This is a genomic window from Pseudactinotalea sp. Z1739, assembly GCF_049725055.1.
Classification (GTDB): domain Bacteria; phylum Actinomycetota; class Actinomycetes; order Actinomycetales; family Beutenbergiaceae; genus CALKWS01.
On sequence record NZ_JBMPQA010000003.1, the window covers coordinates 111836 to 133808 of the forward strand.

At 72.0% G+C, this 21973-nt stretch carries 21 protein-coding genes and 1 tRNA gene; 9 read left to right on the forward strand and 13 right to left on the reverse strand.

The genetic code is table 11. The annotated features are described in order from the left end of the window. Positions 1–16: 16 nt before the first annotated feature. The 9 genes from ACO0LV_RS04865 to ssd form a co-directional block, all read right to left on the reverse strand. Complete coding sequence (locus ACO0LV_RS04865) at positions 17–2374, reverse strand: DEAD/DEAH box helicase (protein WP_424786747.1); 2358 nt, start codon at positions 2372–2374, stop codon at positions 17–19. Between the two features lie 84 nt (positions 2375–2458). After that, positions 2459–3217: a phosphatase PAP2 family protein gene (locus ACO0LV_RS04870; RefSeq protein WP_424786748.1), complete on the reverse strand. Its 759-nt coding sequence runs from the start codon at positions 3215–3217 to the stop codon at positions 2459–2461. A gap of 24 nt (positions 3218–3241) precedes the next feature. After that, positions 3242–3775 (reverse strand): Rv3654c family TadE-like protein, encoded by a 534-nt coding sequence (locus ACO0LV_RS04875; protein ID WP_424786749.1) that lies wholly within the window; start codon positions 3773–3775, stop codon positions 3242–3244. Beyond that, positions 3772–4095: a TadE family type IV pilus minor pilin gene (locus ACO0LV_RS04880; RefSeq protein ID WP_424786750.1), complete on the reverse strand. Its 324-nt coding sequence runs from the start codon at positions 4093–4095 to the stop codon at positions 3772–3774. The genes ACO0LV_RS04875 and ACO0LV_RS04880 overlap by 4 nt, the downstream gene beginning before the upstream one ends. A gap of 39 nt (positions 4096–4134) precedes the next feature. Next, on the reverse strand, positions 4135–4344 hold the full coding sequence (locus ACO0LV_RS04885; protein WP_424786751.1) for a DUF4244 domain-containing protein: 210 nt from the start codon (positions 4342–4344) through the stop codon (positions 4135–4137). 164 nt (positions 4345–4508) lie between these two features. After that, the gene (locus ACO0LV_RS04890; protein ID WP_424786752.1) at positions 4509–5063 is read right to left on the reverse strand and encodes a type II secretion system F family protein; all 555 of its coding nucleotides are present in this window, start codon (positions 5061–5063) and stop codon (positions 4509–4511) included. Next, a complete protein-coding gene (locus ACO0LV_RS04895; RefSeq protein WP_424786753.1) occupies positions 5063–5926 on the reverse strand; it encodes a hypothetical protein in 864 nt (287 codons plus the stop codon). Before ACO0LV_RS04895 ends, ACO0LV_RS04890 begins: the two co-directional genes overlap by 1 nt. Beyond that, on the reverse strand, positions 5923–7116 hold the full coding sequence (locus ACO0LV_RS04900) for a TadA family conjugal transfer-associated ATPase (RefSeq protein ID WP_424786754.1): 1194 nt from the start codon (positions 7114–7116) through the stop codon (positions 5923–5925). Before ACO0LV_RS04900 ends, ACO0LV_RS04895 begins: the two co-directional genes overlap by 4 nt. Then, positions 7113–8189: a septum site-determining protein Ssd gene (ssd, locus tag ACO0LV_RS04905; RefSeq protein WP_424786755.1), complete on the reverse strand. Its 1077-nt coding sequence runs from the start codon at positions 8187–8189 to the stop codon at positions 7113–7115. The genes ACO0LV_RS04900 and ssd overlap by 4 nt, the downstream gene beginning before the upstream one ends. Before the next feature lie 519 nt (positions 8190–8708). Between ssd and ACO0LV_RS04910 the strand changes: the two genes are divergently transcribed. The 4 genes from ACO0LV_RS04910 to ACO0LV_RS04925 all read left to right on the forward strand — a co-directional run bounded on the left by ACO0LV_RS04910 (position 8709) and on the right by ACO0LV_RS04925 (position 13661). After that, positions 8709–9794 (forward strand): hypothetical protein, encoded by a 1086-nt coding sequence (locus ACO0LV_RS04910; protein WP_424786756.1) that lies wholly within the window; start codon positions 8709–8711, stop codon positions 9792–9794. A 111-nt stretch (positions 9795–9905) separates the two neighbouring features. Beyond that, positions 9906–11903: an acetate--CoA ligase gene (acs, locus tag ACO0LV_RS04915; RefSeq protein ID WP_424786757.1), complete on the forward strand. Its 1998-nt coding sequence runs from the start codon at positions 9906–9908 to the stop codon at positions 11901–11903. Positions 11904–11973: 70 nt separating this feature from the next. Continuing rightward, positions 11974–12888: an alpha/beta fold hydrolase gene (locus ACO0LV_RS04920; protein WP_424786758.1), complete on the forward strand. Its 915-nt coding sequence runs from the start codon at positions 11974–11976 to the stop codon at positions 12886–12888. 95 nt (positions 12889–12983) lie between these two features. Then, positions 12984–13661 (forward strand): Crp/Fnr family transcriptional regulator, encoded by a 678-nt coding sequence (locus ACO0LV_RS04925; protein ID WP_424786759.1) that lies wholly within the window; start codon positions 12984–12986, stop codon positions 13659–13661. A 30-nt stretch (positions 13662–13691) separates the two neighbouring features. On the opposite strand, the gene ACO0LV_RS04930 is transcribed toward ACO0LV_RS04925, so the two are convergent. From ACO0LV_RS04930 to ACO0LV_RS04940, 3 genes are all read right to left on the reverse strand, one after another. Beyond that, on the reverse strand, positions 13692–14150 hold the full coding sequence (locus ACO0LV_RS04930) for a RidA family protein (RefSeq protein ID WP_424786760.1): 459 nt from the start codon (positions 14148–14150) through the stop codon (positions 13692–13694). Continuing rightward, entirely contained in the window at positions 14147–14308 is a 162-nt protein-coding gene (locus ACO0LV_RS04935; RefSeq protein ID WP_424786761.1) for a DUF4177 domain-containing protein, read from the reverse strand. Before ACO0LV_RS04935 ends, ACO0LV_RS04930 begins: the two co-directional genes overlap by 4 nt. Positions 14309–14382: 74 nt before the next feature. Beyond that, entirely contained in the window at positions 14383–14733 is a 351-nt protein-coding gene (locus tag ACO0LV_RS04940; protein WP_424786762.1) for a WhiB family transcriptional regulator, read from the reverse strand. Positions 14734–15062: 329 nt separating this feature from the next. Between ACO0LV_RS04940 and ACO0LV_RS04945 the strand changes: the two genes are divergently transcribed. The 5 genes from ACO0LV_RS04945 to ACO0LV_RS04965 all read left to right on the forward strand — a co-directional run bounded on the left by ACO0LV_RS04945 (position 15063) and on the right by ACO0LV_RS04965 (position 20778). Then, positions 15063–17594 carry a transglycosylase domain-containing protein gene (locus ACO0LV_RS04945; protein WP_424786763.1) on the forward strand — a complete coding sequence of 844 codons (2532 nt, stop codon included), beginning with the start codon at positions 15063–15065 and terminating at the stop codon, positions 17592–17594. A gap of 77 nt (positions 17595–17671) precedes the next feature. Next, positions 17672–18697, forward strand: a complete 1026-nt coding sequence (locus ACO0LV_RS04950) for a metallophosphoesterase (protein ID WP_424786764.1) — start codon at positions 17672–17674, stop codon at positions 18695–18697. A gap of 60 nt (positions 18698–18757) precedes the next feature. After that, positions 18758–18831: transfer RNA gene (locus tag ACO0LV_RS04955), tRNA-Pro, on the forward strand. A 67-nt stretch (positions 18832–18898) separates the two neighbouring features. Beyond that, a complete protein-coding gene (locus tag ACO0LV_RS04960; RefSeq protein ID WP_424786765.1) occupies positions 18899–20080 on the forward strand; it encodes an ROK family protein in 1182 nt (393 codons plus the stop codon). Between the two features lie 212 nt (positions 20081–20292). Next, positions 20293–20778 carry an NUDIX hydrolase gene (locus ACO0LV_RS04965; RefSeq protein ID WP_424786766.1) on the forward strand — a complete coding sequence of 162 codons (486 nt, stop codon included), beginning with the start codon at positions 20293–20295 and terminating at the stop codon, positions 20776–20778. 75 nt (positions 20779–20853) lie between these two features. On the opposite strand, the gene ACO0LV_RS04970 is transcribed toward ACO0LV_RS04965, so the two are convergent. Continuing rightward, complete coding sequence (locus ACO0LV_RS04970) at positions 20854–21954, reverse strand: 3-deoxy-7-phosphoheptulonate synthase (RefSeq protein WP_424786767.1); 1101 nt, start codon at positions 21952–21954, stop codon at positions 20854–20856. Positions 21955–21973 lie beyond the last annotated feature (19 nt).

The following is a 21973-nucleotide window of genomic DNA, read 5'->3' on the forward strand; positions in this document are numbered from 1 at the left end:
CGGCCCGGCGCCGGGCTCACGACGAGGGGGCGACGTCACACAGCAGGCCGAGCACCCGCAGCGCCCCGGCCTTGTCGAGGGGGGAGTTGTTGTTTCCGCACTTGGGTGACTGCACGCACGATGGACAACCGGTGGCGCAGGGGCAGTGCGCGATCACGTCCCGGGTGGCGCTGATCCAGGTGCGGGCGGCCTCGAAACCGCGTTGGGCGAACCCGGCGCCACCAGGGAGGCCGTCGTAGACGAACACCGTGGGCGCGAACGTGTCGGCATGCAGAGCCGCGGACAGCCCCCCGATGTCCCAACGGTCACAGGTGGCGATCAACCCGAGCAGCCCGATCGCGGCGTGCTCGGCGGCGTGCAGCGCGCCGGGCACCTCGCCGGGACCAACACCCGCCTCGGTGAGCACGTCCTCGGGCACGGTCCACCAGCATCCGGTGGTGGCCAGGGTGCGTTCGGGCATCTCCAGCGGGTAGGAGCCGACGATCTCCATACCGGGCAGACGCCGCCGGTCATACCCCGTGACTCGGGAGGCCACCTCCAGGTCGCCGAACCCCCAGGTGACCGGCCCCCAGGTGCGTGAGGTCCGGGTGCTCACCACCCGCACCTCCTTGTCGGTGCGCGCGCGGGTGCGGTAGGGCACGTCCGCCTCGACCACCAGGGCCACGTCGTCGGCGAGAACCTCCACCCGGAAGGTGCGGCCCTGATGGATGTAGATCGCCCCGGTGTGCACGCTGGCATCGGCCCGGGTCTCATCCACCGTCCCCAGCACCCTGCCGGTGTCGGCCTCGACCACCTGCACCTGGGCCGAGCCCCCGCCGCGCAGGTCGGTCAGGTCCGCCGGTCGTTCGGGACGGTCGTAGTTCCAGTACCACCCGCCGGCCCGGCGGCGCAGCAGGCCCCGCGCGGTGAACGCATCGAGCACGGCCGTGTCGGTCAGGGAGAAACGGGGCAGGTCCTCGGCGGTCAGGGGCGCCTCGGCGGCGGCCGCGCACAGGTGCGGGCCGAGCACGTAGGGGTTGGTCGGGTCGAAGGTGGTGACCTCCACATCGGCCTCGAAGATCGCCTCGGGGTGGTGCACCAGGTAGTTGTCCAGCGGGTTGTTGCTGGCGACCAGCACCGCCAGCCCCTCGGCGCCGGCTCGTCCGGCCCGGCCCACCTGCTGCCACATCGAGACCCGGGTCCCGGGCCAGCTGGCGATCAGCACCGCGTCCAGCCCGGCGATGTCGACCCCCAGTTCCAGGGCGTTGGTGGTGGCCAGGGCCAGCAAGTCACCGGTGCGCAGGCGCTGTTCGAGGTCGCGCCGTTCCTCGGGCAGGTAGCCGCCGCGGTAGGCGGCCACGGCCCCCGGTCCTATGTCGGCGCCGACCAGGTGCAGGTGCTCCCGGGTGTGCTGGGCCACGACCTCGGTGGCGAGCCGGGAGCGCACGAATGCCAGGGTGCGGTGGCCCGCGCCGACCAGATCGGCCAGCAGTTCGGACACCTCGGCCAGGGCCGAGCGGCGGGGGCCCTCGTCGTCGTCCTTCTCCTGCTCCTCACTCCACGGCAACTGCGCCGGGGCCGGCTGCCACAGGGCGATCGTGCGCCGCCCGCTCGGCGCGCCGTCGTCGACCACGGCGTGGATCCGCCCGGCATCCACGCCCAGCATCCGCACCGCGGTGGCCGCTGGGTCCCCGGTGGTGGCCGAGGTCATGATCACCTGCGGCTCCGCGCCGTAGCGGGAGGCGATCCGCAACAACCGGCGCAGCACCAGCGACACGTGCGCCCCGAACACCCCGCGGTAGGCGTGGCACTCATCCACCACGATGAAGCGCAGGCCGCGCAACAACCGGTCCCAGCGGCGGTGCGCCCCGAGCATCGCGAAGTGCAGGAAGTCGGGGTTGGTCAGCACGATGTCGGCGTAGTCCCGGGCCCAGTCCCGCTCCGGCAGCGGGGTGTCCCCGTCGCAGGTGGACGCCCGGACATCGGTGATACCCCCGTCGGTGAGCAGCCCGCTCAGGGCGTGCAACTGGTCGGCCGCCAGGGCCTTGGTGGGGCTCAGGTACAGCGCCGTGGGCCGGCGGCGCAGCTGCGAGATCCGCCCGGTGCCGACGGGTGCGCGGATCGCCGAGACCGCCGGGAGCCAGGCGGCCAGGGACTTGCCCGAACCGGTCGTGGTGGCCAGCACCACGTGCTTGCCCTCCCAGGCAGCCTGGGCCGCCTCCACCTGGTGGGTCCAGGGGTCGTGCACGCCACGAGCCGCATAGGCGGCGACCATCTGGGGGTCGGACCAGGTGGGCCAGGTGCCGTGCCGGGCCGGCCGGGCCGGGATCTGGTGCAGGTGGACCAACCGGTCGGCCCGGCCGGCCAACACCACCTCGGCTGCTGCGGACGTCACCTGAGTGATTGTCTCAGGGACCCGACGGCGGTGGGTGGCGAGCGCCTCGCAATCCACTGGTCCGCAGCGCCGGAGCAGGCAGCCTCAGCCGGCTGCGGCTGGGTGCCGGCCGGCCCGGGGCGGGCCCGTGCAGGCCGGTCGTAGCACGAGGAGCACCACCGCGAACCAGGCCGCCCCGAGCATCCAGCCTCCGACCACATCGGTGGGCCAGTGCATCGCCAGGACCACTCGAGTGAGTCCGACCCCCACCGCCAGGGCCAGGACTCCCGCGGCGAGGAGGAACCGCCGCCAACTACGCCGCCACCGCACCAGCAACCAGGCCAGCAGCAACCCGAGCACCATCGCCCGGGTTGCGTGACCGGAAGGGAAAGCGGAGAACGTGGCGGTCTCTGCCGCCTCCCCCGGGCGGGGCCGGTCGACGAGGAGTTTGGTCACCGCCATCAGCACCGCCCCGCCCGCGAGCGCCAGCAGCGCGACCGCAGGCAGGTCGGGTCGCCGGGTCCGCCACCACAACACGCCCACCACGACCACGGTCAGCGCCACCGAGACCGACCGGTCCGCCAGGCCTGAGAGCACGCCGGCGGCGGTGATCGTGCCGGGACCGGACGAGGACCACCGCGACAGCAAGGTGAGGTCGAGACCGACGCCCGGGCCGGGAACGAACACGAGCCCGACCGTTGTTGTCGCGAGGACCAGCAGAACCGCGCCCACGGTCAGGCCGGCAGCAGCGCTCAGGCGCGAACGTGCGCCGGTCAGACGGACCTCACCCAGATCGCCATGCCGGATCTTCCTGTTGCCTTCCTGGTCGATGGCTGGCCTCCCGCCGTGGTCGAAACCATCCATTCTGCAGGAGCCGGCGAGGGCCTGTCACAAAGGGCGGACCTGTCGCAGAAGGCTCGCGGGCGCCGGGAGGTGGGGTGAACCGCGCGGGAGGCGGGAGGTAGCGCGTGCGCCGCCCGGGTCGATGCCGACCGGTCCCGCCCGCGCCCCGGCGTGAGCACTGGTTCGCCATCCCGGCAGCGGCTGGAGGGACACCACCACATGGACCTGTACGAGGGGTCCCACGGCCCGGCACTCGGTCAGTTGCACCTGGTGCCGAGCCGCCACACGGGCAGCCACCGGGCACCCGGGCACGCCACTGCGGGCGTACTCGTGCGCGGCGGCCAGCGCGGCCAGATCGGCAGCGCCCTGCGCCCGGGCCTGGGCGTTGGTGGACCGGGCCAGGGCGCCGAGGCCGAGGGCCAGGACCAGGGCCACGGAGATCACCCCGAGCATCAGCACGGTCACCGAGCCCCGGTCGCCTCGGCCCGGCCCTGCCCGAGCACGTTCCGCCCGGACCAGGCGGGCCCCCTCCGGTCCGGGGTGCGCCGCTGATCCCTGCCGGCCCTGCGCGGCGGTCACGGTTCGGCGCTGGGTTCGGGGACGGCGGAGAACTCCGCACTGATGCGCCAGGTTCCCCACCACTGGCTCACCAGGGGCCGGCTGACCTGCACCCGAACCCACTCCGGGCCGGCATCGATCCGCACCGCGGCGCCGTCACCTGCCCGGTCTGCCACGATCCGGTGCACCTCGGCCTGGCTGTGCCCGAGGGCTGCCGCCCGGGCCCCGGCGCGAGCGGCGTCCGTGCAACGCAACTGCGCCACGGACGCCGCCCCCAGGGTCACCACCAACAACAGCACCAGGAGCACTGCCGGCAGGCACAACGCGAGCTCGGCGGTCACCGAACCCCGCTGCGCTGCTCGTCGGTGGTGGGCCATGGGTCAGCCCGCCACCGAGAGCGCTTGCCGGATGATGCCCATCAGGAATCCGCGCACCTCATCGGAACGCAGGATCAGTAGCAGCACCCCGGCGAACGCAGCCGCCGCCAGGGTGGCGATGGCGTACTCAGCGGTGGCCATCCCGGCATCGGTGGTGCGTCGCACCGCCGACCACCGGCGCCGGAGCTCGGCCCCGACGTGGGTTTCGGCCATGGTTCTCTCCCTCCTGCACCCACACGGTCGGCGGGTGCGGTGCACCCACTGTGGGATGCCGTGCCCACCCCGTGCCGGGGCCGCCCGAGTGGTTGTGGACACCGGTCGCGGCGGCTGCGCTCTGTGGACCGGCGGCCATCCAGGGTCCGGGCGAACCACCGGGCTCAGGGCCAGAGCGAACCACCGGTGGACAACAGCACCGGGGCCAACCCCAGGAGCACGAACGCAGGCAGCCAGCACAGGCCCATCGGCAGGACCAGACGCACACCCAGGCGGGCCGCGGCCTCCCGCGCCTCCTCCGCCCGGCGCCTTCGGATCTGCGCCGCGGCGTGCCGCAACAGGCCGCCGGGCGCCACGCCGTCGGTCCAGGACGGCTGCAGTGCCCGGTTCAATGTCTGCAGGTCCTGGCCTGCCCGCGCCCACGCCGCCGGCCAGTCCCCACCCAGGCGAAGGGTCGCGGCCACCTGCTGCAGTTCCTGCCCCTGCTCGCCCGGCACCGCCCGGCCCAGCGCCGCCAGGGAAGCCGGGATCGAGGCACCGGCCTGGATCGCCGCGCCCAGGATGTCCGCCAGAACAGCGGCGTCCACCCGGGCGTCCTCCGCCGTCGGGCGTCCGTCCGCACCTCCCGCACTGCCGGTGGAGGGCGCCGGTGCTGGCCGTCGCAGCGCCCACGGCGCTGCCGCCAGCACCAGCAGCACCGGAACCCACCACGGGCTCATCACGACCCGACCCGTTCCGCAGCACGCACCAGTCGGGCCGACCAGAGGTGACCCGCCGCCATCAGCAGGACTCCCAGTACCAGGCAGGCGCTGCCCCAACCGCCGTCGAAGAGGACCTGGGCCGGAGAGGCACCCCACGCGCTGCCCAGCACCAGCCCGGCCAGGGGCAACCAACCCAGCAGCCGGGCGGTAGCACGCGGGGCCGCGAGCGCCGTGCGTCGTGCTGCCCGGGCACGGCCCGCCTCGACCACACCGTCCGCGCTGGCCTGGAGCACCCGGGCCAGCGGAGCCCCCACCGTGTGCGCCATCCGGCACGCCACCTCCGCCCCGGCGATCTGATGGATCAGTGCCACGTGGTCCTTGCCGGCCCGGCGCCGCCCGAACACGATGGGCCGGCCCGGGTGCGCCGGAACCGGCCGCAACGCCCCCAGCGCCGCCGGCACGCCGTCGTCGGCCATGCCCGCTCGCCCCATCGTCACGCGGCCCGGTAGCGCCAGTTGCCAGGCCCGCCCGGGCGCGGCCCCGGCACTGATGCGGGCAGCGACCTCGGTCAGCACTGCACCCAGATCCACCGGTGGTGGCCGCCGGCGCCGGTGCGCCAGTCGCTGCCGCCACCCCTGCGCTCGGCCGGCACCGCCAGATCGGGCAATCCCGCGCGTTCGGCCGGTGCCGCGGGTGTGATCGCCATCGCGATCGGGGTCCAGACCCTCACCCTCCAGGGCGCTCCGGCCACCCCGCGCGCACATGCCTGCGGCGCGGACGGTGCGGCCCACCGGCCGCCCCGGCAGGGTCCAGGCCGCCGCCGCCACCACCAGCAGCAGGGGTAGTGCGCCGGCGGTCAGCGTCGCCCAGACCGGGCTCATCGCGGTCCGGCATCCAAGCGCGCGGCGAGCGCGGGCCAGGCGGGGCCCGGGCTGAACGCCCCGTCGGAGCCGGCCGACATCGCCACCGGACAGGTCATGGCGCCCGCGGAGTCCAGGGTCATCACCGCGATCTGGTCGAGGTAACGGCGCCTGCCGTCACGGCGCAGGTGCACGATCGCATCCAGGGCGCTGGCCGCCTGCACCGCTACCGCTGCCGGATCCAGACCGGCCAGGGAACCCAGCGCCACCAGCCGGGCCGGCACGTCACCGGCGGCGTTGGCGTGCACGGTCGCCCAGCCGCCGTCGTGGCCGGTATTCAACGCGCCGAGCACCTCCCGGACCTCCGCACCCCGGCACTCCCCCAGCACCAGCCGGTCCGGCCGCATCCGCATCGCGGTACGGACCAACTGGTCCAGTCCCACCCCGCCGGCGCCCTGCACGTTCGAGCGTCGCACCTGCAGGTGCACCACGTGCGGATGATCGGGCATCAGTTCGGCAGCCTCCTCGATGCACAGGATCCGCTCGGTGCCCGGCACCAGGGACAGCATCGCCGCCAGCAGGGTGGTCTTGCCGGCGCCGGTGGCCCCGGAGACCATGACGTTGGCCCGCACCTGCACCAACTGGTCCAGGATCTGCGCGCCGATGCCATCGACGAACCCCTGCTCGCGTAGTTCGGCCAGGGACAGGGCCCGGCGCCGCATGCTGCGCAGCGAGATCACCGCATCGACGGTGGCCAGCGGCGCCAGCACCGCGTGGAGCCGGGTGCCGTCCGGCAACCTGCCCTCGGCCACCGGTGCGGCGTCATCGAGGCGCTGCCCCGCCGCACCCGCCAGCCGGGTGGCCAGCGCGCGCACCGGTCCCAGCCCCGGCACGTCCACCGGCCGCAGTCCGGCACCCCGGTCCAGCCAGACCTGACCGGGACCGTTGACCAGGACGTCGGTTACCTCCGGATCATCCAGGAGCGGCTGCAACACCCCTGCGCCGGCCACGTCCTGGTGAGCCGATCTGGCCAGGTGCCAGCGCTGGTGGTCCGAGCGCAACCCCGGCACCGACCGCACGGCCGTGGTCACCGACTGTGCGCCGGTTCCGGCGGCAGCCAGGTGCGTGCGGATTCGCGCCAGCGAGGACCGGGCTTCCGAGTCGTCCGCGTGCCCCACGGGCACCGGCTCGGGCAGCGCCCCCGCAGTCATGCGGCGCGTCTCCGGCCGGTCAGGTCGAGGGCGACGGCCAGCGCACGTCCGGTCCGCATCAGCGGCCCGTTGCCGTGATCACCCGGCGCGACTCCTCGTTCCAGGCCGGCGGCAAGTGCCCGTTCCGGGCGCATCTGTGCCGCCAGGGGCACATCGCAGGCTTGCGCGATCTCGGCAGCGGTCAGGCCGCCCGGGGAGGGCCCGCGCACCACCAGGTGCACCGCACCGGCCCCCAGCGCCCTCCGGGTGCTTTGCACCCCGGCCGCCGAGATCACGTCGCAACCGGCCAGCAGCACCACGGCATCGCACATCCGGGACCAGCGGTGCCAGCCGTCGTGGCGGGCGATGTCCAGCACCATCACATCCAGGTCCCCCCACAGGGCCTGCAGCACCGCATCGCCGGTGGGGGCCGGCACTCCCCCGCGCCAGTCCGCCGACAACACCCGGACCGAATGCCAGGTCGGCAGGGCGGCGGTCAACTGCTGGCTGTCATAGTCCCCCTCCGGGGCTGTCAGGTCGGCCCAACGCACGCCTGGCTCATCCTCGATACCGAGCAGCAGGTCCACTCCGGCGCCCACGGCATCCAGGTCGACCAGGGCGGTGCGGGCCCGGTCGGCGGCTGCGGCCCGAGCCAGTACCGCGGCCAGGCTGGAGGCACCCACACCACCCCGCGCACCCACCACCCCCACCACCACGGCCTGCCGAATCCGGGCAGCGGCACGGATCCGCCGCAGCAGCTCCTCCCCCTGCCGGGGCAGCCGCAGGATCCCGTGCCGACTACCGCCGTCGGGCCCTCCCCCGGACCGGCCACCACGATCGGGGGCCTCCCCATCCCCGGCCATCACCGGGAGCACGGAGGCACCCCAGGACGGGTGGGACGGAACCGCTTGTGTGGCGTCCTCCAACAGCAGCCGGGCACGGGGCGCGGGCGCACCGGGCGGACAGATGAGGATCGCCACCTGCAGCAACTCCCCGATCGCCCGGACCTGTTCGATCAGCGCCGGATCAGCCGACCGCAGCGCCACCGGCGGTGCGTCGGGGTCGCTCTCCTGCCGGTCGTGGTCCCGATCCATCCCGCTCCGCCTCCCTGCTCGGCCAACGCCCTTCGGGCCCTCTCAGCGTGCCGACCACGCCCTCCCGCAGCACGGCCGCCGGGGCACGCTGTGGACGCCGCCCCCGAAGCACAGTCGCTGTGGACAAGCGCCGCATCGGAGCACCCCTCTCGCGCACCCGCAGTTCGCCGGCGGTGTCCAGCGCAGTGCCCACAAGATGAGACCAGGACGCGGATAGATCCGCCGAACCACTCGCGCTCGGGCCGATAACGGGGTACAAAGGAAGGACAACTCCATCGGGCAGTGAGAACCCACGCGCGATCAGTCCACGCATAGGACCGGGCGAACGGGCAAGTCCCGTAGCGACCCATACGAGATGAGCACGCTTGATACCTCACCGGCACGATGAAGGCGACGACGGCGCCCCGCCCGGGCGTCGTCGTTGTGCGTAGGGCGGATTGGACACCTCCGGCGCGCCCGGGGGGCGCGGCCGGCATCGGATCGCTACGGTGAACGCATCCGGATCAACCTGGAGGCATTGTGAGCACTGACCCGCGCCATGACGAGGCACGCGACCAAGGTGATGACGCCGAGCCCGTCACCTCCGATGAGGCACCCGGCGCCGCGGCGGGCGAGGAAGTCTCCCCCGGGCCGCTGCCCGGCCCCGCCCCTGCCGAGGGCACCGGCAGCACCGGGAACTCCTGGAGCGAACCGGGCGACGCCGAACCCACGACGGCCATGAGTTCCTCGTCCGAGCGTCCTGACGTCGATCGGTCCGCCACCGACGCCGAGGCCGACCCGGGTGCCCACTCGACCGGTGACGCAGGAAGCGGGAACGGCGACTACACCGGCCGCTCAACCGAGGACGAGGCCACGATGGCCGTACCGGCCGCGTCCGCGACCCGCGACGACGACGCCGCCCTGCGCGAAGAGCGCGAGCGCCGGTTCGGTCGCTTCGGGCGCTCCCGTGACGCCGACAAGGAACCGGCCGAGGGCGAGGTGCGCACCACCGCCCTTCCCGCCCCGGGCGCCACCGCGCCCGCGCGGACCGGCCGGGCCCCCGCGGCCACCGACGACGCGCGCCACTCCCGGACCGAGATCAACGAGGAGGACCCGTTCCAGGACTGGGACGATCCGCCGCGCTCGCGCGCCCAGGCGCACTGGTGGGTCGTGCTGATCACGCTGGTGTTCACACCGCCGGCCTGGTACCTGATCGCCGACGGTGGGGAGCGCTGGACCAACGCACGCGAGGTGGCGCCCGATGCCATCCACTTCGGCGCCCTGGTGGAGATCGCCGGTGGGCTCCTCCTGCTGGCGGTCGTGCTGATCGGTGCCCGGTGGTCCTCGGTGGGCCCGATCATCATGGGCAGCATCGCGACCCTGATCGGCGGTGCGTTCCTGGCGATCCCCCAGATGGTCGAGGACTTCCTGGCCGAGTACTCCGACATCTTCACCCGGCTGGGCCAGTTCGGGCAGAACGTCTACGACCACCTGCTCACCGACGGCAACACCGGGCGGATCCTGGCCTACGGCGTCGTGCTGATCCTCGCCGGGGTGATCTCCCACGGCGCGCGCCGACAGGGCAGGCGCGAGGAACGTCGCCGCGCGGCTGTCGAGGCACTCTGAGCCACCGGATCGCTTCCGTCGCCGCCGATCCAGGGTCCCAGGTACCGCGGAGCCGTCCGATCGTCTTAGGGTATGGATGGATCTGCACCATTGAGGCTGCCTGGAGGATTGATGAACGACTCAACCAACTCGTCACCCGCACTGGAGAACCTGCTGCAGGAGAAGCGCGCGTTCCCACCCGATGAGGCACTGGCCGCCAGTTCCAACTCCTCACCGGAGCTCTACGAGCAGGCGAACGCCGACATGCCCGGGTTCTGGGCGGAGCAGGCGCGCTCGCTGCTGACCTGGGACACCCCGTTCACCCAGGATCTGGACTTCTCCGATGCACCGACGGCACGCTGGTTCGCCGACGGGCGCCTGAACGCCACGTACAACGCGGTGGACCGGCACGTGGAGAACGGCCTGGGTGACCGGGTGGCGATCTACTTCGAGGGTGAACCCGGGGACTCCGCCACGCTGACCTACGCCCAGCTCAAGGATGAGGTCTCCCGCGTGGCGAACGTGCTGGGAGACCTGGGGGTGCGAACCGGGGACCGGGTGGTGATCTACCTGCCGATGATCCCCGAGGCCGTCATCGCGATGCTGGCCTGTGCGCGGATCGGGGCGCCCCACTCGGTGGTCTTCGGGGGGTTCAGCGCCGATGCCCTGCGCACCCGGATCGAGGACGCCGAGGCCAAGGTGGTCATCACCGCCGACGGCGGCTTCCGCCGGGGCAAGCCCTCCGCCCTCAAACCCGCTGTGGACGAAGCGCTGGTCTCTGGGGGATCCTCCGTCACCAACGTGCTGGTGGTGCGCCGCACCGAGCAGGACGTGGACTGGACCGACGGCCGGGACCTCTGGTGGCACGAGCAGGTCGCCCGGGCCTCCACCGAGCACGCACCGGTGCCGGTGGACGCCGAGCACCCGCTGTTCATCCTGTACACCTCCGGAACCACCGGTAAGCCCAAGGGGATCCTGCACACCACCGGTGGGTACCTGACCCAGACCGCCTTCACCCACCACCACGTGTTCGACCTCAAGCCGCAGACGGACGTGTACTGGTGCACCGCCGACGTCGGCTGGGTCACCGGTCACTCCTACGTTACCTACGGCCCGCTGGTCAACGGCGCCACGCAGGTGCTGTACGAAGGCACCCCGGACACCCCGCACCGGGGCCGCTGGTGGGAGATCGTGGCCAAGTACAAGGTGTCGATCCTCTACACCGCACCCACCGCGATCCGCACCTTCATGAAGTGGGGCGAGTCCATCCCGGCCGAGTACGACCTGTCCTCCCTGCGCATCCTGGGCAGCGTGGGTGAGCCGATCAACCCCGAGGCGTGGATGTGGTACCGGCGCGTGATCGGTGGCGACCGCACCCCGGTGGTGGACACCTGGTGGCAGACCGAGACCGGGGCGATCATGATCTCCCCGCTGCCCGGTGTCACCACCCTCACCCCCGGCTCGGCCCAGGTCGCCATCCCCGGCGTGCAGGCCCAGGTCTGGGACGACGCCGGCACACACGTGGCCCCAGGCGGTGGTGGCTACCTGGTCATCACCGAGCCGTGGCCGGCGATGCTGCGCGGCATCTGGGGTGACGAGCAGCGCTTCCGCGACACCTACTGGTCCCGCTTCGAGGGCACCTACTTCGCCGGGGACGGCGCCAAGTACGACGACGACGGCGACATCTGGGTGCTCGGACGCGTGGACGACGTGATGAACGTATCCGGGCACCGCCTGTCCACCACCGAGATCGAGTCCGCCCTGGTCTCCCACGAGTGGGTCGCCGAGGCGGCCGTGGTGGGGGCCTCGGACGACACCACCGGGCAAGCGGTGGTGGCGTTCGTGATCCTGCGCGGTGAGGCCGTCGAACGAGCCGATGAGGTGGGTGAGGGCGACGATGTCGTCTCGGTCCTGCGCAACCACGTCGCCCGGGAGATCGGTGCGATCGCCAAGCCCCGTTCGATCCTGGTGGTGGCCGAGCTCCCCAAGACCCGATCGGGCAAGATCATGCGCCGGCTGCTGCGCGACGTGGCCGAGAAGCGCCCGGTCGGGGACGTCACCACCCTGGCTGACTCCTCGGTGATGGACCTGATCACCCAGGGGATGAACGCACCGACAGCCTCGAGTTGACCGCGGCGCGTTCTGCGCGCGCCGGCGGGCGGTGCCACCGGTCCCGCCCGCCGGCACTAGCCTGATCAGCGTGAACGACCCCAATCTGGTTCTGCGCGAAGGGCCGTGGCAGCACCGGATGATCCCGGCCAACGGCACCCGCATCCACGCCGCCCTGACCGGGCCGGATGATGGCACCACCCCGCTGGTGGTGCTGCTGCACGGCTTTCCGCAGAACTGGTTCGCCTGGCGCCACCAGCTCGTCGCCCTGGGTGAGCGGGGTTACCGGGTGTCCGCCCTGGACCTGCGCGGGTACGGCGCCTCGGACAAGCCACCGGGGCGGTACGACCTGCCGGTCCTGGCCGCCGACGTGGCCGCGGTGATCCGCTCCCTCGGCGCGGCGCGCGCCGTCGTCGTCGGTCATGGCCTGGGCGGGCAGGTCGCCTGGTCCATGCCCTCGCTGACACCCGGGGTGGTGCGCGCGGTCGCGCCGCTGGCGGCGCCGCACCCGGCGCGACTGGCTGCGGTCACCGCCCGGACGGCTCCGTTGCGCACGATCCGGTGGCTGGCGCGCGTGCAGGCGCCGTGGTTCCCCGAACGCGCCCTGACCCACGGAACCATGGCCTATCGGGTTCTCGAGGACTGGTCGGCCCCGGGGTGGCGCTGCGGGCAGGCGCGGATCTACGCCGACTCGATGCGGCTGTCCTTCTCCGCCCATTCCGCGATGGAGCAGGTGCGGTGGCTGGTGCGCTCCACTCCCCGCAGCGACGGACGCGCCTTCCGGCGCGCGGTCTCCGCCGCGGTCCGGGTGCCGGTGCTGGCCATCCACGGCGGAGCGGACCGATTCCTGCCGGTGGAGGCCGCGGACCGGGACCGGGACCTGGCCGCTTCCGGTTACCGGCGAGTGGTGATCGCCGACGCCGGACACTTCCTGCCCGAGGAAGCACCGGAGCGGACCACGGCGGCGCTCACCGCTTGGCTGGATCGTGTTCACCGGGACGACTGAGGACGCGGCGCGCCGTCCTGACCTGCGCGAGCGCCATCTCATGACACACTGTGGAATACCTCACAGACGGTGCACACGATGAAAGGGATCCTTCGATGAACGAGGCCGTGGTGCGCGCAGCGCCGCTCTTCGCCGAGCTGAACGACGAAAGCTTCGCCGCGGTGCGGGCCAAGATGACCGACCTGACCTTCCGGCGCGGGGAGGAGATCTTCCACGAGGGCTCCCCGGGCGACCGGCTGTTCATCGTGGCCTCGGGCAAGGTCAAACTCGGGCACACCGCGCCGGATGGCCGTGAGCACCTGCTGGCCATCCTTGGTCCCGGGGAGATCCTGGGTGAGGTCTCGCTCTACGATCCGGGCGCGCGCACCGCGACCGCCACGGCGCTGGCCACCACCGAGCTGGCCGAACTGAGCCACACCGAGTTGCTGCGTGTGCTCGATGAACGCCCCGAGATCTCCCAGCACCTGCTGCGTTCCCTGGCCCAGCGGTTGCGGCGCACGAACAACACGGTCTCCTCGCTGATCTTCTCCGACGTTCCCGGCCGGGTGGCCCGGGCGTTGCTGGACCTGGGCCGCCGGTTCGGCCAGCAGACCGATCACGGGGTGCGCGTGACCCACGACCTGACCCAGGAGGAACTGGCCCAACTGGTCGGCGCCACCCGGGAGACGGTGAACAAGGCGCTGGCGGAGTTCTCCTCCCGCGGCTGGTTGCAACTACACGGACGCAGCGTCACCCTCATCGACATCGAGCGGCTCCGCCGCCGCGCCCGCTAACCAGCACCCGGACGCTCTGGCGAGGGACGCTCAGGAGAGGGAGAAGACGAACTCCACCTCGACCGGGGCTCCCAGCGGCAACGCCGCCACACCGACGGCGGAGCGGGCGTGCACACCGGCGTCGCCGAAGATCTCCTGCAACGCCTCCGAGGCACCGTTGATGACGCCGGGCTGGCCGCTGAAGTCCGGGGCTGAGTTGACGAATCCGACCACCTTGACCACGCCACTGAGCTGATCCACGTCACCGGCGATGTGGGCGGCCGCCGCGACCCCGTTCAGGGCGCACAGCCGGGCGAGGTCATAGCCGTACTCGGGGCTGATCTCCCCCCCTACCTTGCCGGCGGCCTGCAGTTCGCCACCGACAACGGGGAGCTGCCCGGAGGTGAACACCAGGTCGCCATGGCGGATCGCCGGAGTGTAGGCGGCCAGCGGCGCGACCACCTCCGGCAGTTCGATGCCCAGTTCAGCCAGGCGCGCCGACACGCTCATTCGCTCTTCTCCCGCTTCAGGTAGGCAACCAGGTTGTTGGTCCCTTCCGGACCGGGCACGACCTGTACGAGTTCCCAGCCGTCGGCACCCCACTGGTCCAGGATCGCCTTGGTGTTGTGGATGATCAACGGAATCGTTGCGTACTCCCAAGTAGCCATGGGCCGATCCTACGGCAGCGCGCGCACCGGGCTCGCTCGGACCCGCCCCGCCCACCGACGAACGGTCAGGCGCACTAACTGCCGGCGGCCCGCGCTACGTTGCGCCGGTTCCGGCCAAGTCCCCAGCGCTGTCCGAGCAGCACGTCGAGGTCGTTGCCATCGAGCCCCTCCAGCAACTCCGACCAAGACCCCACCTCGGGACTGCGGCGCAGCAGTGCGCGGCGTTCCCGCTCGGTCATCCCGCCCCAGACCCCGAACTGGATTCGATTGTCCAGCGCATCCGCCAGACACTCGGTGCGGACCGTGCATGAGAAACAGATCTCTCGTGCCGAGCGCTGCGCGGCGCCCTGGACGAACAAATCATCCGGCGCTTCCTTGGCGCAGGCCGCACGGGCCGTCCAACTCTGATCGATATCCACACTCATCGCAAAAGCCTCCACGTTGAGGGATGAAAGCGGCCCCTATACCGCTTCGCACTTTACCTGTTCTTGAGAACATAAGGTACGGCGGCATGGTTTGCCAAACCGGACCTCTGGCCGCCCTCGCCCGGGCAGGCCATCGGGGGCCTGCGCTAAGGCTCTCCGGTGCGCTCGTGGGCCCCACGGGGAGGCGCCCGGGCGGGCGCATCGAACCACCTCCCGCCATGGCGGAGCGCCGTGAAGGAATCGTGAACCTTATCCGGATGTGTGGCACGCAATGGGCGATCCGGCCCCGCCGACGGCTCACATGGGCGTGCGCATCGTAGGCTAGTGGGATGGCCACGCCTCCTTCCCGTAGTTCGCGGGCGGTGAATCCCGCTCAGTTGCTGTCGCTTTTCCTGGCATTCGTGCTGGTGGCGGCAACCGGAGGTGTGCTCACCGCAGGGCTGGTGATGCCGATGGTCGCCGCTGTCGGGGCCACCGCCAACGCCTCCACCGAGCTCTTCGACGAACTCCCCGAGGACCTGGGCAGCGAACGGGTCTCCGAGCAGTCCCGGATGTATTCCGCGGACGGCACGCTCCTGACCACCTACTACGCCCAGAACCGCATTGTGGTGCCGCTGGAGGAGATCTCTCCGCACATGGCGGACGCGGTGATCGCCATCGAGGACCACCGCTTCTACGAACACGGCGGTGTGGACCCCGAGGGTCTGATGCGGGCGGCGGTGACGAACCTGACCAGCAACACCGTCCAGGGCGGTTCCACCCTGACCCAGCAGTACGTCAAGAACGTGCTGATCGAGGCCGGGCAGATCGCCAACGACCCCGAGGCCGTCGAGGCCGCCCGCGCGGCCACCCTGGGGCGCAAGTTGCGGGAGGCCAAGCTGGCCATCGCGCTGGAGCGGGTGCGCACGAAGGACGAGATCCTCGAGGGCTACCTCAATATCGCTCAGTTCGGACCCTCCCAGTACGGGGTGGAGGTCGCTGCCCGGTACTTCTTCAACAAGAGCGCCGCGGACCTGAACATCGTCGAGTCCGCGCTGCTGGCCGGCGTCACCCAGTCCCCCGCCCGGTGGAACCCACAGGCCCACCCGGAGAACTCCCAGGTGCGGCGGGACCGTGTGCTCAGCCGCATGTTCGAGGAAGACTTCATCACCCAGGAGGAGTACGACGAGGCCCTCGCCACCAACGTGGAGGACATGCTCGACATCACCCCCACCCCCACCGGGTGCGGCGCCGCGGGCCATGCGGCCTACTTCTGTGACTTCGTCACCAGCATCATCACCAATGACCCCGCGTTCGGGGAGACCGAGGCCGAACGGCGCCAGTTGCTCCTGCGCGGGGGCCTGGAGATCCACACCACGATCGACCTGGACATGCAGGAGCAGGCGCACCAGACCGCGATGGAGGCCATCCCTGCCGACGATCCCTCCGGGGTCTCCACGGCGATCTCCACCGTGGAGCCCGGGACCGGTGAGATCAAGGCGATGGCCCAGAACACCGACTACGGCAGGCCGGAGGAGGATGCCACCCGTAACACCGAGGTGAACTTCAACGTCGACCGCGCCTTCGGCGGCGGCGGCGGGTTCCAGACCGGCTCGACCTTCAAGGTGTACGTGCTGGCCGAGTGGCTGCGCCAGGGCAACACCCTGGCCGACCGCGTGGACGGCTCCCAGGGCCAGGAGTTCCCGCGCGAGTCGTGGAACTTCAGTTGCGCCCCGGACGTGGCCGACGACTACGAACCCCGCAACATCGAGGGCATCGGCACCGGGATGATGACCGTGCAGGAGGCCACCACCCGCTCGGTGAACACCGCGTTCGTGGACATGGCCAACCAGATGGACGTGTGCGGCGTCGACGAGATCGCCCGGGCCACCGGTGTGCACGTGGGCACCGGCACCGACCCGGTATCCGGCCGGCCGCTGCGGTTGTCCCCCTCGATGGTGCTCGGCGCGAATGAGATCGCCCCGCTGACCATGGCGGCCTCCTTCGCGACCTTCGCCTCCGGCGGCACCTACTGCCAGCCGGTGGCGATCACCTCCGTCACCGACGCCGATGGCGAGGAGTTCACCGTTCCCGAGGCGGGGTGTGAGGAGCGCCTGGACGCCGACGTGGTGAACGGTTTGAACCACTCCCTGCAGCAGGTGGTCAGCCAGTCCCAGGGCACCGGCTCGGCCGCCGCGCTGCCGGGACGGTCCGTCGCCGGCAAGACCGGGACCGCCAACGACAACACCGCCGCCTGGTTCGTCGGCTACGTGCCCCAACTCGCCACCGCGGTGTGGGTGGGTCACTCCGAGGAGCCGACGCCGATGATCGGCACCACGATCAACGGCCAGTACTATCCGCGGGTGTATTCCAGCGTGCTGCCGGTACCGATCTGGCAGCGTTACATGGCCCAGGCTGTGGACGGCATGTCCGTCGAGGACTTCCCCGAGGCCGAGGAACGTTACATCCACGGTGACCGGGTCCCGGTGCCGAACGTGGTCGGCTGGGGTATCGACGGCGCGACGCGTTACCTGGAGTCCGAGGGCTTCCGGGTGAACGTGGGCGATCCGGTGAGCAACAGTTGGGCCGCCGACGGCGACGTCGGTGCCACCGAACCGATCTCGGGAACCCAGGTGCAGCCCGGTTCGACCATCACCCTGCGCCCGAGCCAGAGGGCCTCGAACAATAGCGACGACGACTCCGGCGATGAGGACTCCGGCGGTGGTGACTCCGGCGGCGGTGACAACGACGCTCGCTCCCAAGGGGGCGGGAACGCCGACGCCTCCGGCCCGGGCAACAGCGGTTCCGACAGGGGCAACAACCGGGACGAATCCGACCCTGGTGAGCGCGGCAACCGCGGTGGCGGCAGGGGCGGAGACTGAGCACCACGGCGGCCGGGACGGCGCTCGGGCGAACTGCCCGCCCGGGCCGGCGCCTGGGTACCGCGGCCGCGGCGCTGGTGAGCGCCGGTTCCGGTGTGCTGGCGTGGTCGCTGATCGAGGCGCACTGGTATGCGCTGCGCCGGGTGCAGGTGCCGGTACTGCCTGTCGGCTCGGACCCGGTGCGGCTGTTGCACATCTCCGACCTGCATCTGCTGCCCGGGGATCGGCGCCGGATCGCGTGGGTGCGCGCGCTCGCGGGTCTGCGTCCTGACCTGGTCATCAACACCGGGGACAACATGGCCCACGCCCGCGCGCTGCCGGCGGTGCTGGAGGCCCTCGGGCCCCTCCTGGGTGCCCCCGGCGCCTTCGTGATGGGCTCCAACGACTACTACGCCCCGGTGCCGAAGAACCCGCTGCGGTACCTGCGGCCCCGCCGTGCGGGCACGCCTCCCTCCGCTCCGCGCCTGCCCGGGGAGGAACTCGGCGCCGCGCTGCGGGCGCACGGCTGGTCGGATCTGACCAACAGGCGCGACCGGCTCAGGCTCGGGGACCTGGATGTGGCCCTGGTAGGTGTGGACGACCCACACCTGCACCGAGACGAACTGCCGCCCCCGGACCCCACGCCGTCGACCGCCTTCACCCCGGCCGACCCCACGCCGTCGACCGCCTTCACCCCGGCCGACCCCACGCCGTCGACCGCCTTCACCCCGGCCGACCCCACGCCGTCGACCGCAGCCGGTGAGCCCGAGCACGCCCGCGCGGTGCTGCGGCTGGGCGTCACCCACGCCCCCTACGCCCGGGTACTCCGAGCCATGCGCGCCGACGGGACGGACATGGTCCTGGCCGGGCATACCCACGGCGGGCAGGTGTGCGTTCCCGGGTACGGGGCGCTGGTGACCAACTGCGACCTGCCGCCGGCCATGGCCAAGGGTCTGCACGCCTGGCCGGGTGACCAGCAGGACCAAGGTGCCGGCTCGATCTGGCTGCACGTCAGCGCCGGTCTGGGCACCTCGCCGTTCACCCCGGTGCGGCTGGCGTGCCGTCCCGAGGCCACCCTGCTGACTCTCGTCCCGCGAGCCGGATCGCCGTCCCCGGCGGGGTGATAAGTCCCACCCGGAGCCGATTTCACCTCGGGTGCCCACCTCGGCTATCCTGACCGGGCTCGGGGTGTGGCGCAGCTTGGTAGCGCGCCTCGTTCGGGACGAGGAGGTCGTGGGTTCAAATCCCGCCACCCCGACGATGGAGGGCCCTGATCTGCACCATGTGCAGGTCAGGGCCCTCGTGCTTCGTGATTCACTGAGACCATGAGCCAACCGGTGCGACTGGCCACCCGGACCACGGGTGCGGGTGAGTTGTTCCAGTTGTTCCGCGACGGGGCTGCCCGCACGCGCGGGGAGTTGGTCCGCATCACCGGACAGTCCCGCTCCACCATCGCCGCCCGGGTCGACTCCCTGCTGGCCGCCGGTCTGATCGCCCCGGCCGGTGAAGCAAGTTCGACCGGCGGACGTCCGCCCACGACCTTCGCCTTCCAGCCGGACGTCCGCGTGCTGCTCGCGGTGGACCTCGGCGCCACGCACGCCCGCCTCGCCCTGACCGACCTCGCCGCCAACGTGCTCGCCCAGACCTACGCCACCCAGCCGATCGCCGACGGACCCGAATCGGTCCTGGCCCATGTGGTGGCGGCCGGGCGGGACCTGGTGGCCGGCGCCGGCCGCACCCTGACCGACCTGGTGGCGGTCGGTGTGGGGCTGCCCGGCCCGGTGGAGCACTCCACCGGGCGCCCGATCAACCCACCGATCATGCCGGGCTGGGACGACACCGACGTCCCGGCGATCCTGGCTGCCGGACTGGGCACCACGGTGCTGGTGGACAACGACGTGAACATCATGGCCCTGGGTGAGCACCGCACCTGGTGGCCGGGCGTGGCCGACATGCTCTTCGTCAAACTCGGTACCGGGATCGGGGCGGGCATCATCTCCGAGGGAGTGCTGCACCGCGGGGCCCAGGGCTCGGCCGGGGACATCGGGCACGTGGCGGTGCCCAGTGGCGCACGGGTGCCGTGCCGGTGCGGCAACCTCGGCTGCCTGGAGGCGATCGCCGGGGGTGCTGCCATCGCCGAGACACTGGCGCGGGAGGGGCGGGCCGCCCGCACCAGTTCCGACGTGGTCGCCCTGGTGCGCTCCGGCGACCGCGCCGCCGCCCGGGCGGTGCACCAGGCGGGACGGGAGATCGGCTCCGTACTGGCCGCCGCGGTGAGCCTGCTGAACCCCTCGATCGTGGTGATCGGGGGGATCCTCGCCGAGGCCGGGGAGCAGCTGGTCGCGGGGATCCGCGAGGTGGTCTACCGGCGCTCACTGCCGCTGGCCACCCAGGACCTGCAGATCGTGCTCTCCAAGGGGCGGGAGAACGCCGGCGTGCTCGGAGCCAGCGCGATGGCGATCGACCACGTCCTCTCCCCCGCCGAGATCGACGCCCTCATCGCCTGAGCCGCCCACGGCTATGGGCTGGTTCATCACCCTGCAATGCCTTTGCGCCGGCCCGGTCACCGGGAGCCGAGGGCGAGCGTGACAGTCGAGGGCGAGTGCCAGCAGGCTCGCCCTCGACGGCCAGGCTCGCCCTCGACGGCCAAGCTCGCCATCGAGGCCCTTGGCGGCGATCCTGCGCCGCGGCCGCCGGCCATCATGGCAGGCTCACCAGCATGCCCATCCCGGAGTTCATCCGCACCCTGCGCACCCGGATCGGTCACGACCTGCTGTGGCTGCCCGGACTCAGCGCGGTCGTCCTGCGCGAGGACGGGTCGATCCTGCTCGGCAAACGCTCCGACAACGGGTTGTGGGCGGTCATCTCCGGCATCCCCGAGCCCGGGGAGGAACCGGTGCCGGCCCTCGAACGGGAGATCACCGAGGAGACCGGCGTGGTCGCCCGGGTGCGTGCCCTGGCCTCGATCCGCGCTACCCCGGTGATCACCCACGGCAACGGCGACATCGCCCAGTACCTGAACCTGAACTTCGTGGCCGACTACATCTCCGGCACCGCCCGCGTGGGCGACGACGAGTCCGAGGCCGTGGGCTGGTTCCGACCCCAGGACCTGCCCGAGCCGCTGGCCGAGTCCACCATCGAGCGGCTCGCCGACGCCCGCGCGTTCCTCGACCACCCCGACGACGGACCGCTGCTGGCCCGCTGAGGCCCGCGGAGGCCCGCTGAGGCCCGCGGAGGCCCGCGCGGACCCGGGCGGTGAGGCGGCCGGCCGGCGAGGCCGTCAGCCGGCGACCAGTGCCTCACCCGGCGCCGTCGCGGGCGCACCCACCCGGCGGGCCCGGACGGCCGCGGCCAACTGCTCCAGCACCTGCTCGGTGGTCTCCCAGGACATGCACGCATCGGTGACGGACTGTCCGTACACCAACCCGGTCGGCGCCGGCTGCTGGCGCCCCGCCACCAGGAAGCTCTCCAGCATCACCCCGGCGATGCCGTCCTGGCCCGTGGCCACCTGTGCGGCGATCTCCCCGGCCACCTGGGCCTGGCGCACGTGGTCCTTGCCCGAGTTGCCGTGCGAGGCGTCCACCACCAGCCGCCGACGGCGCCCACCCCGCTCCAGCAGGTCCAGGGCATCGGTCAGGGCCGGCGGGGCGTAGTTGGGGCCGCGGCGCCCACCCCGCAGGATCACGTGCGCGTCGGCGTTGCCGGTGGTGCGCACCACGGCGCTGCGCCCGCCGGCGTCCACGCCCAGGAAGGTCTGCTCGGCACCCGCGGCCACGGCGCCGTCGATGGCCACCTGCACGTCGCCGTCGGAGGAGTTCTTGAAGCCGATCGGCATCGACAGCCCCGAGGCGAGTTGGCGGTGCAACTGGGACTCCACGGTGCGGGCCCCGATCGCGCCGTAACTGACCGTATCGGCGATGTACTGCGGTGAGGTGGTCTCCAGGAACTCACACGCCACACCCACACCGGTGGCCAGCACGTCCAGCAGCACCTGTCGGGCCAGCCGCAACCCGCGCGGGATGTCGTAACTGCCGTCCATCCCGGGATCGTTGATCAGGCCCTTCCACCCCGTGGTGGTACGGGGCTTTTCGAAGTACACCCGCATCACCACGTGCAGGTCCTCATCGAACTCCTCGGTCAGCACCGTCAACCGGCGCGCGTAGTCCAGTGCGGCGGCGGGGTCGTGCACCGAGCAGGGACCGACGACGACGAGCAAGCGGTCATCGGAACCGTCCAGGATGCGCTGGGCTGCTCTGCGCGAGCGGGCGACCAGGTCGGCGCCCGCGGCGGGCAGCGGCAACTCGGTGAGCACCTGCGCCGGTGTGGGCAGTGCCTGCATACTGCGCACCCGCAGGTCGTTGGTGCGTTCAGCAGTGAGCATGGGGGTCCTCTCGGTTCGG

Bases quoted from the DNA above. Each gene is read 5' to 3' on its own strand.
- ACO0LV_RS04870 (WP_424786748.1), bottom strand. From the start codon at position 3,217: ATGGATGGTTTCGACCACGGCGGGAGGCCAGCCATCGACCAGGAAGGC.
- ACO0LV_RS04885 (WP_424786751.1), bottom strand. From the start codon at position 4,344: ATGGCCGAAACCCACGTCGGGGCCGAGCTCCGGCGCCGGTGGTCGGCG.
- ACO0LV_RS04890 (WP_424786752.1), bottom strand. From the start codon at position 5,063: ATGAGCCCGTGGTGGGTTCCGGTGCTGCTGGTGCTGGCGGCAGCGCCG.
- ACO0LV_RS04895 (WP_424786753.1), bottom strand. From the start codon at position 5,926: ATGAGCCCGGTCTGGGCGACGCTGACCGCCGGCGCACTACCCCTGCTG.
- ACO0LV_RS04900 (WP_424786754.1), bottom strand. From the start codon at position 7,116: ATGACTGCGGGGGCGCTGCCCGAGCCGGTGCCCGTGGGGCACGCGGAC.
- ssd (WP_424786755.1), bottom strand. From the start codon at position 8,189: ATGGATCGGGACCACGACCGGCAGGAGAGCGACCCCGACGCACCGCCG.
- acs (WP_424786757.1), top strand. From the start codon at position 9,906: ATGAACGACTCAACCAACTCGTCACCCGCACTGGAGAACCTGCTGCAG.
- ACO0LV_RS04925 (WP_424786759.1), top strand. From the start codon at position 12,984: ATGAACGAGGCCGTGGTGCGCGCAGCGCCGCTCTTCGCCGAGCTGAAC.
- ACO0LV_RS04930 (WP_424786760.1), bottom strand. From the start codon at position 14,150: ATGAGCGTGTCGGCGCGCCTGGCTGAACTGGGCATCGAACTGCCGGAG.
- ACO0LV_RS04935 (WP_424786761.1), bottom strand. From the start codon at position 14,308: ATGGCTACTTGGGAGTACGCAACGATTCCGTTGATCATCCACAACACC.
- ACO0LV_RS04940 (WP_424786762.1), bottom strand. From the start codon at position 14,733: ATGAGTGTGGATATCGATCAGAGTTGGACGGCCCGTGCGGCCTGCGCC.
- ACO0LV_RS04945 (WP_424786763.1), top strand. From the start codon at position 15,063: ATGGCCACGCCTCCTTCCCGTAGTTCGCGGGCGGTGAATCCCGCTCAG.
- ACO0LV_RS04960 (WP_424786765.1), top strand. From the start codon at position 18,899: ATGAGCCAACCGGTGCGACTGGCCACCCGGACCACGGGTGCGGGTGAG.
- ACO0LV_RS04965 (WP_424786766.1), top strand. From the start codon at position 20,293: ATGCCCATCCCGGAGTTCATCCGCACCCTGCGCACCCGGATCGGTCAC.
- ACO0LV_RS04970 (WP_424786767.1), bottom strand. From the start codon at position 21,954: ATGCTCACTGCTGAACGCACCAACGACCTGCGGGTGCGCAGTATGCAG.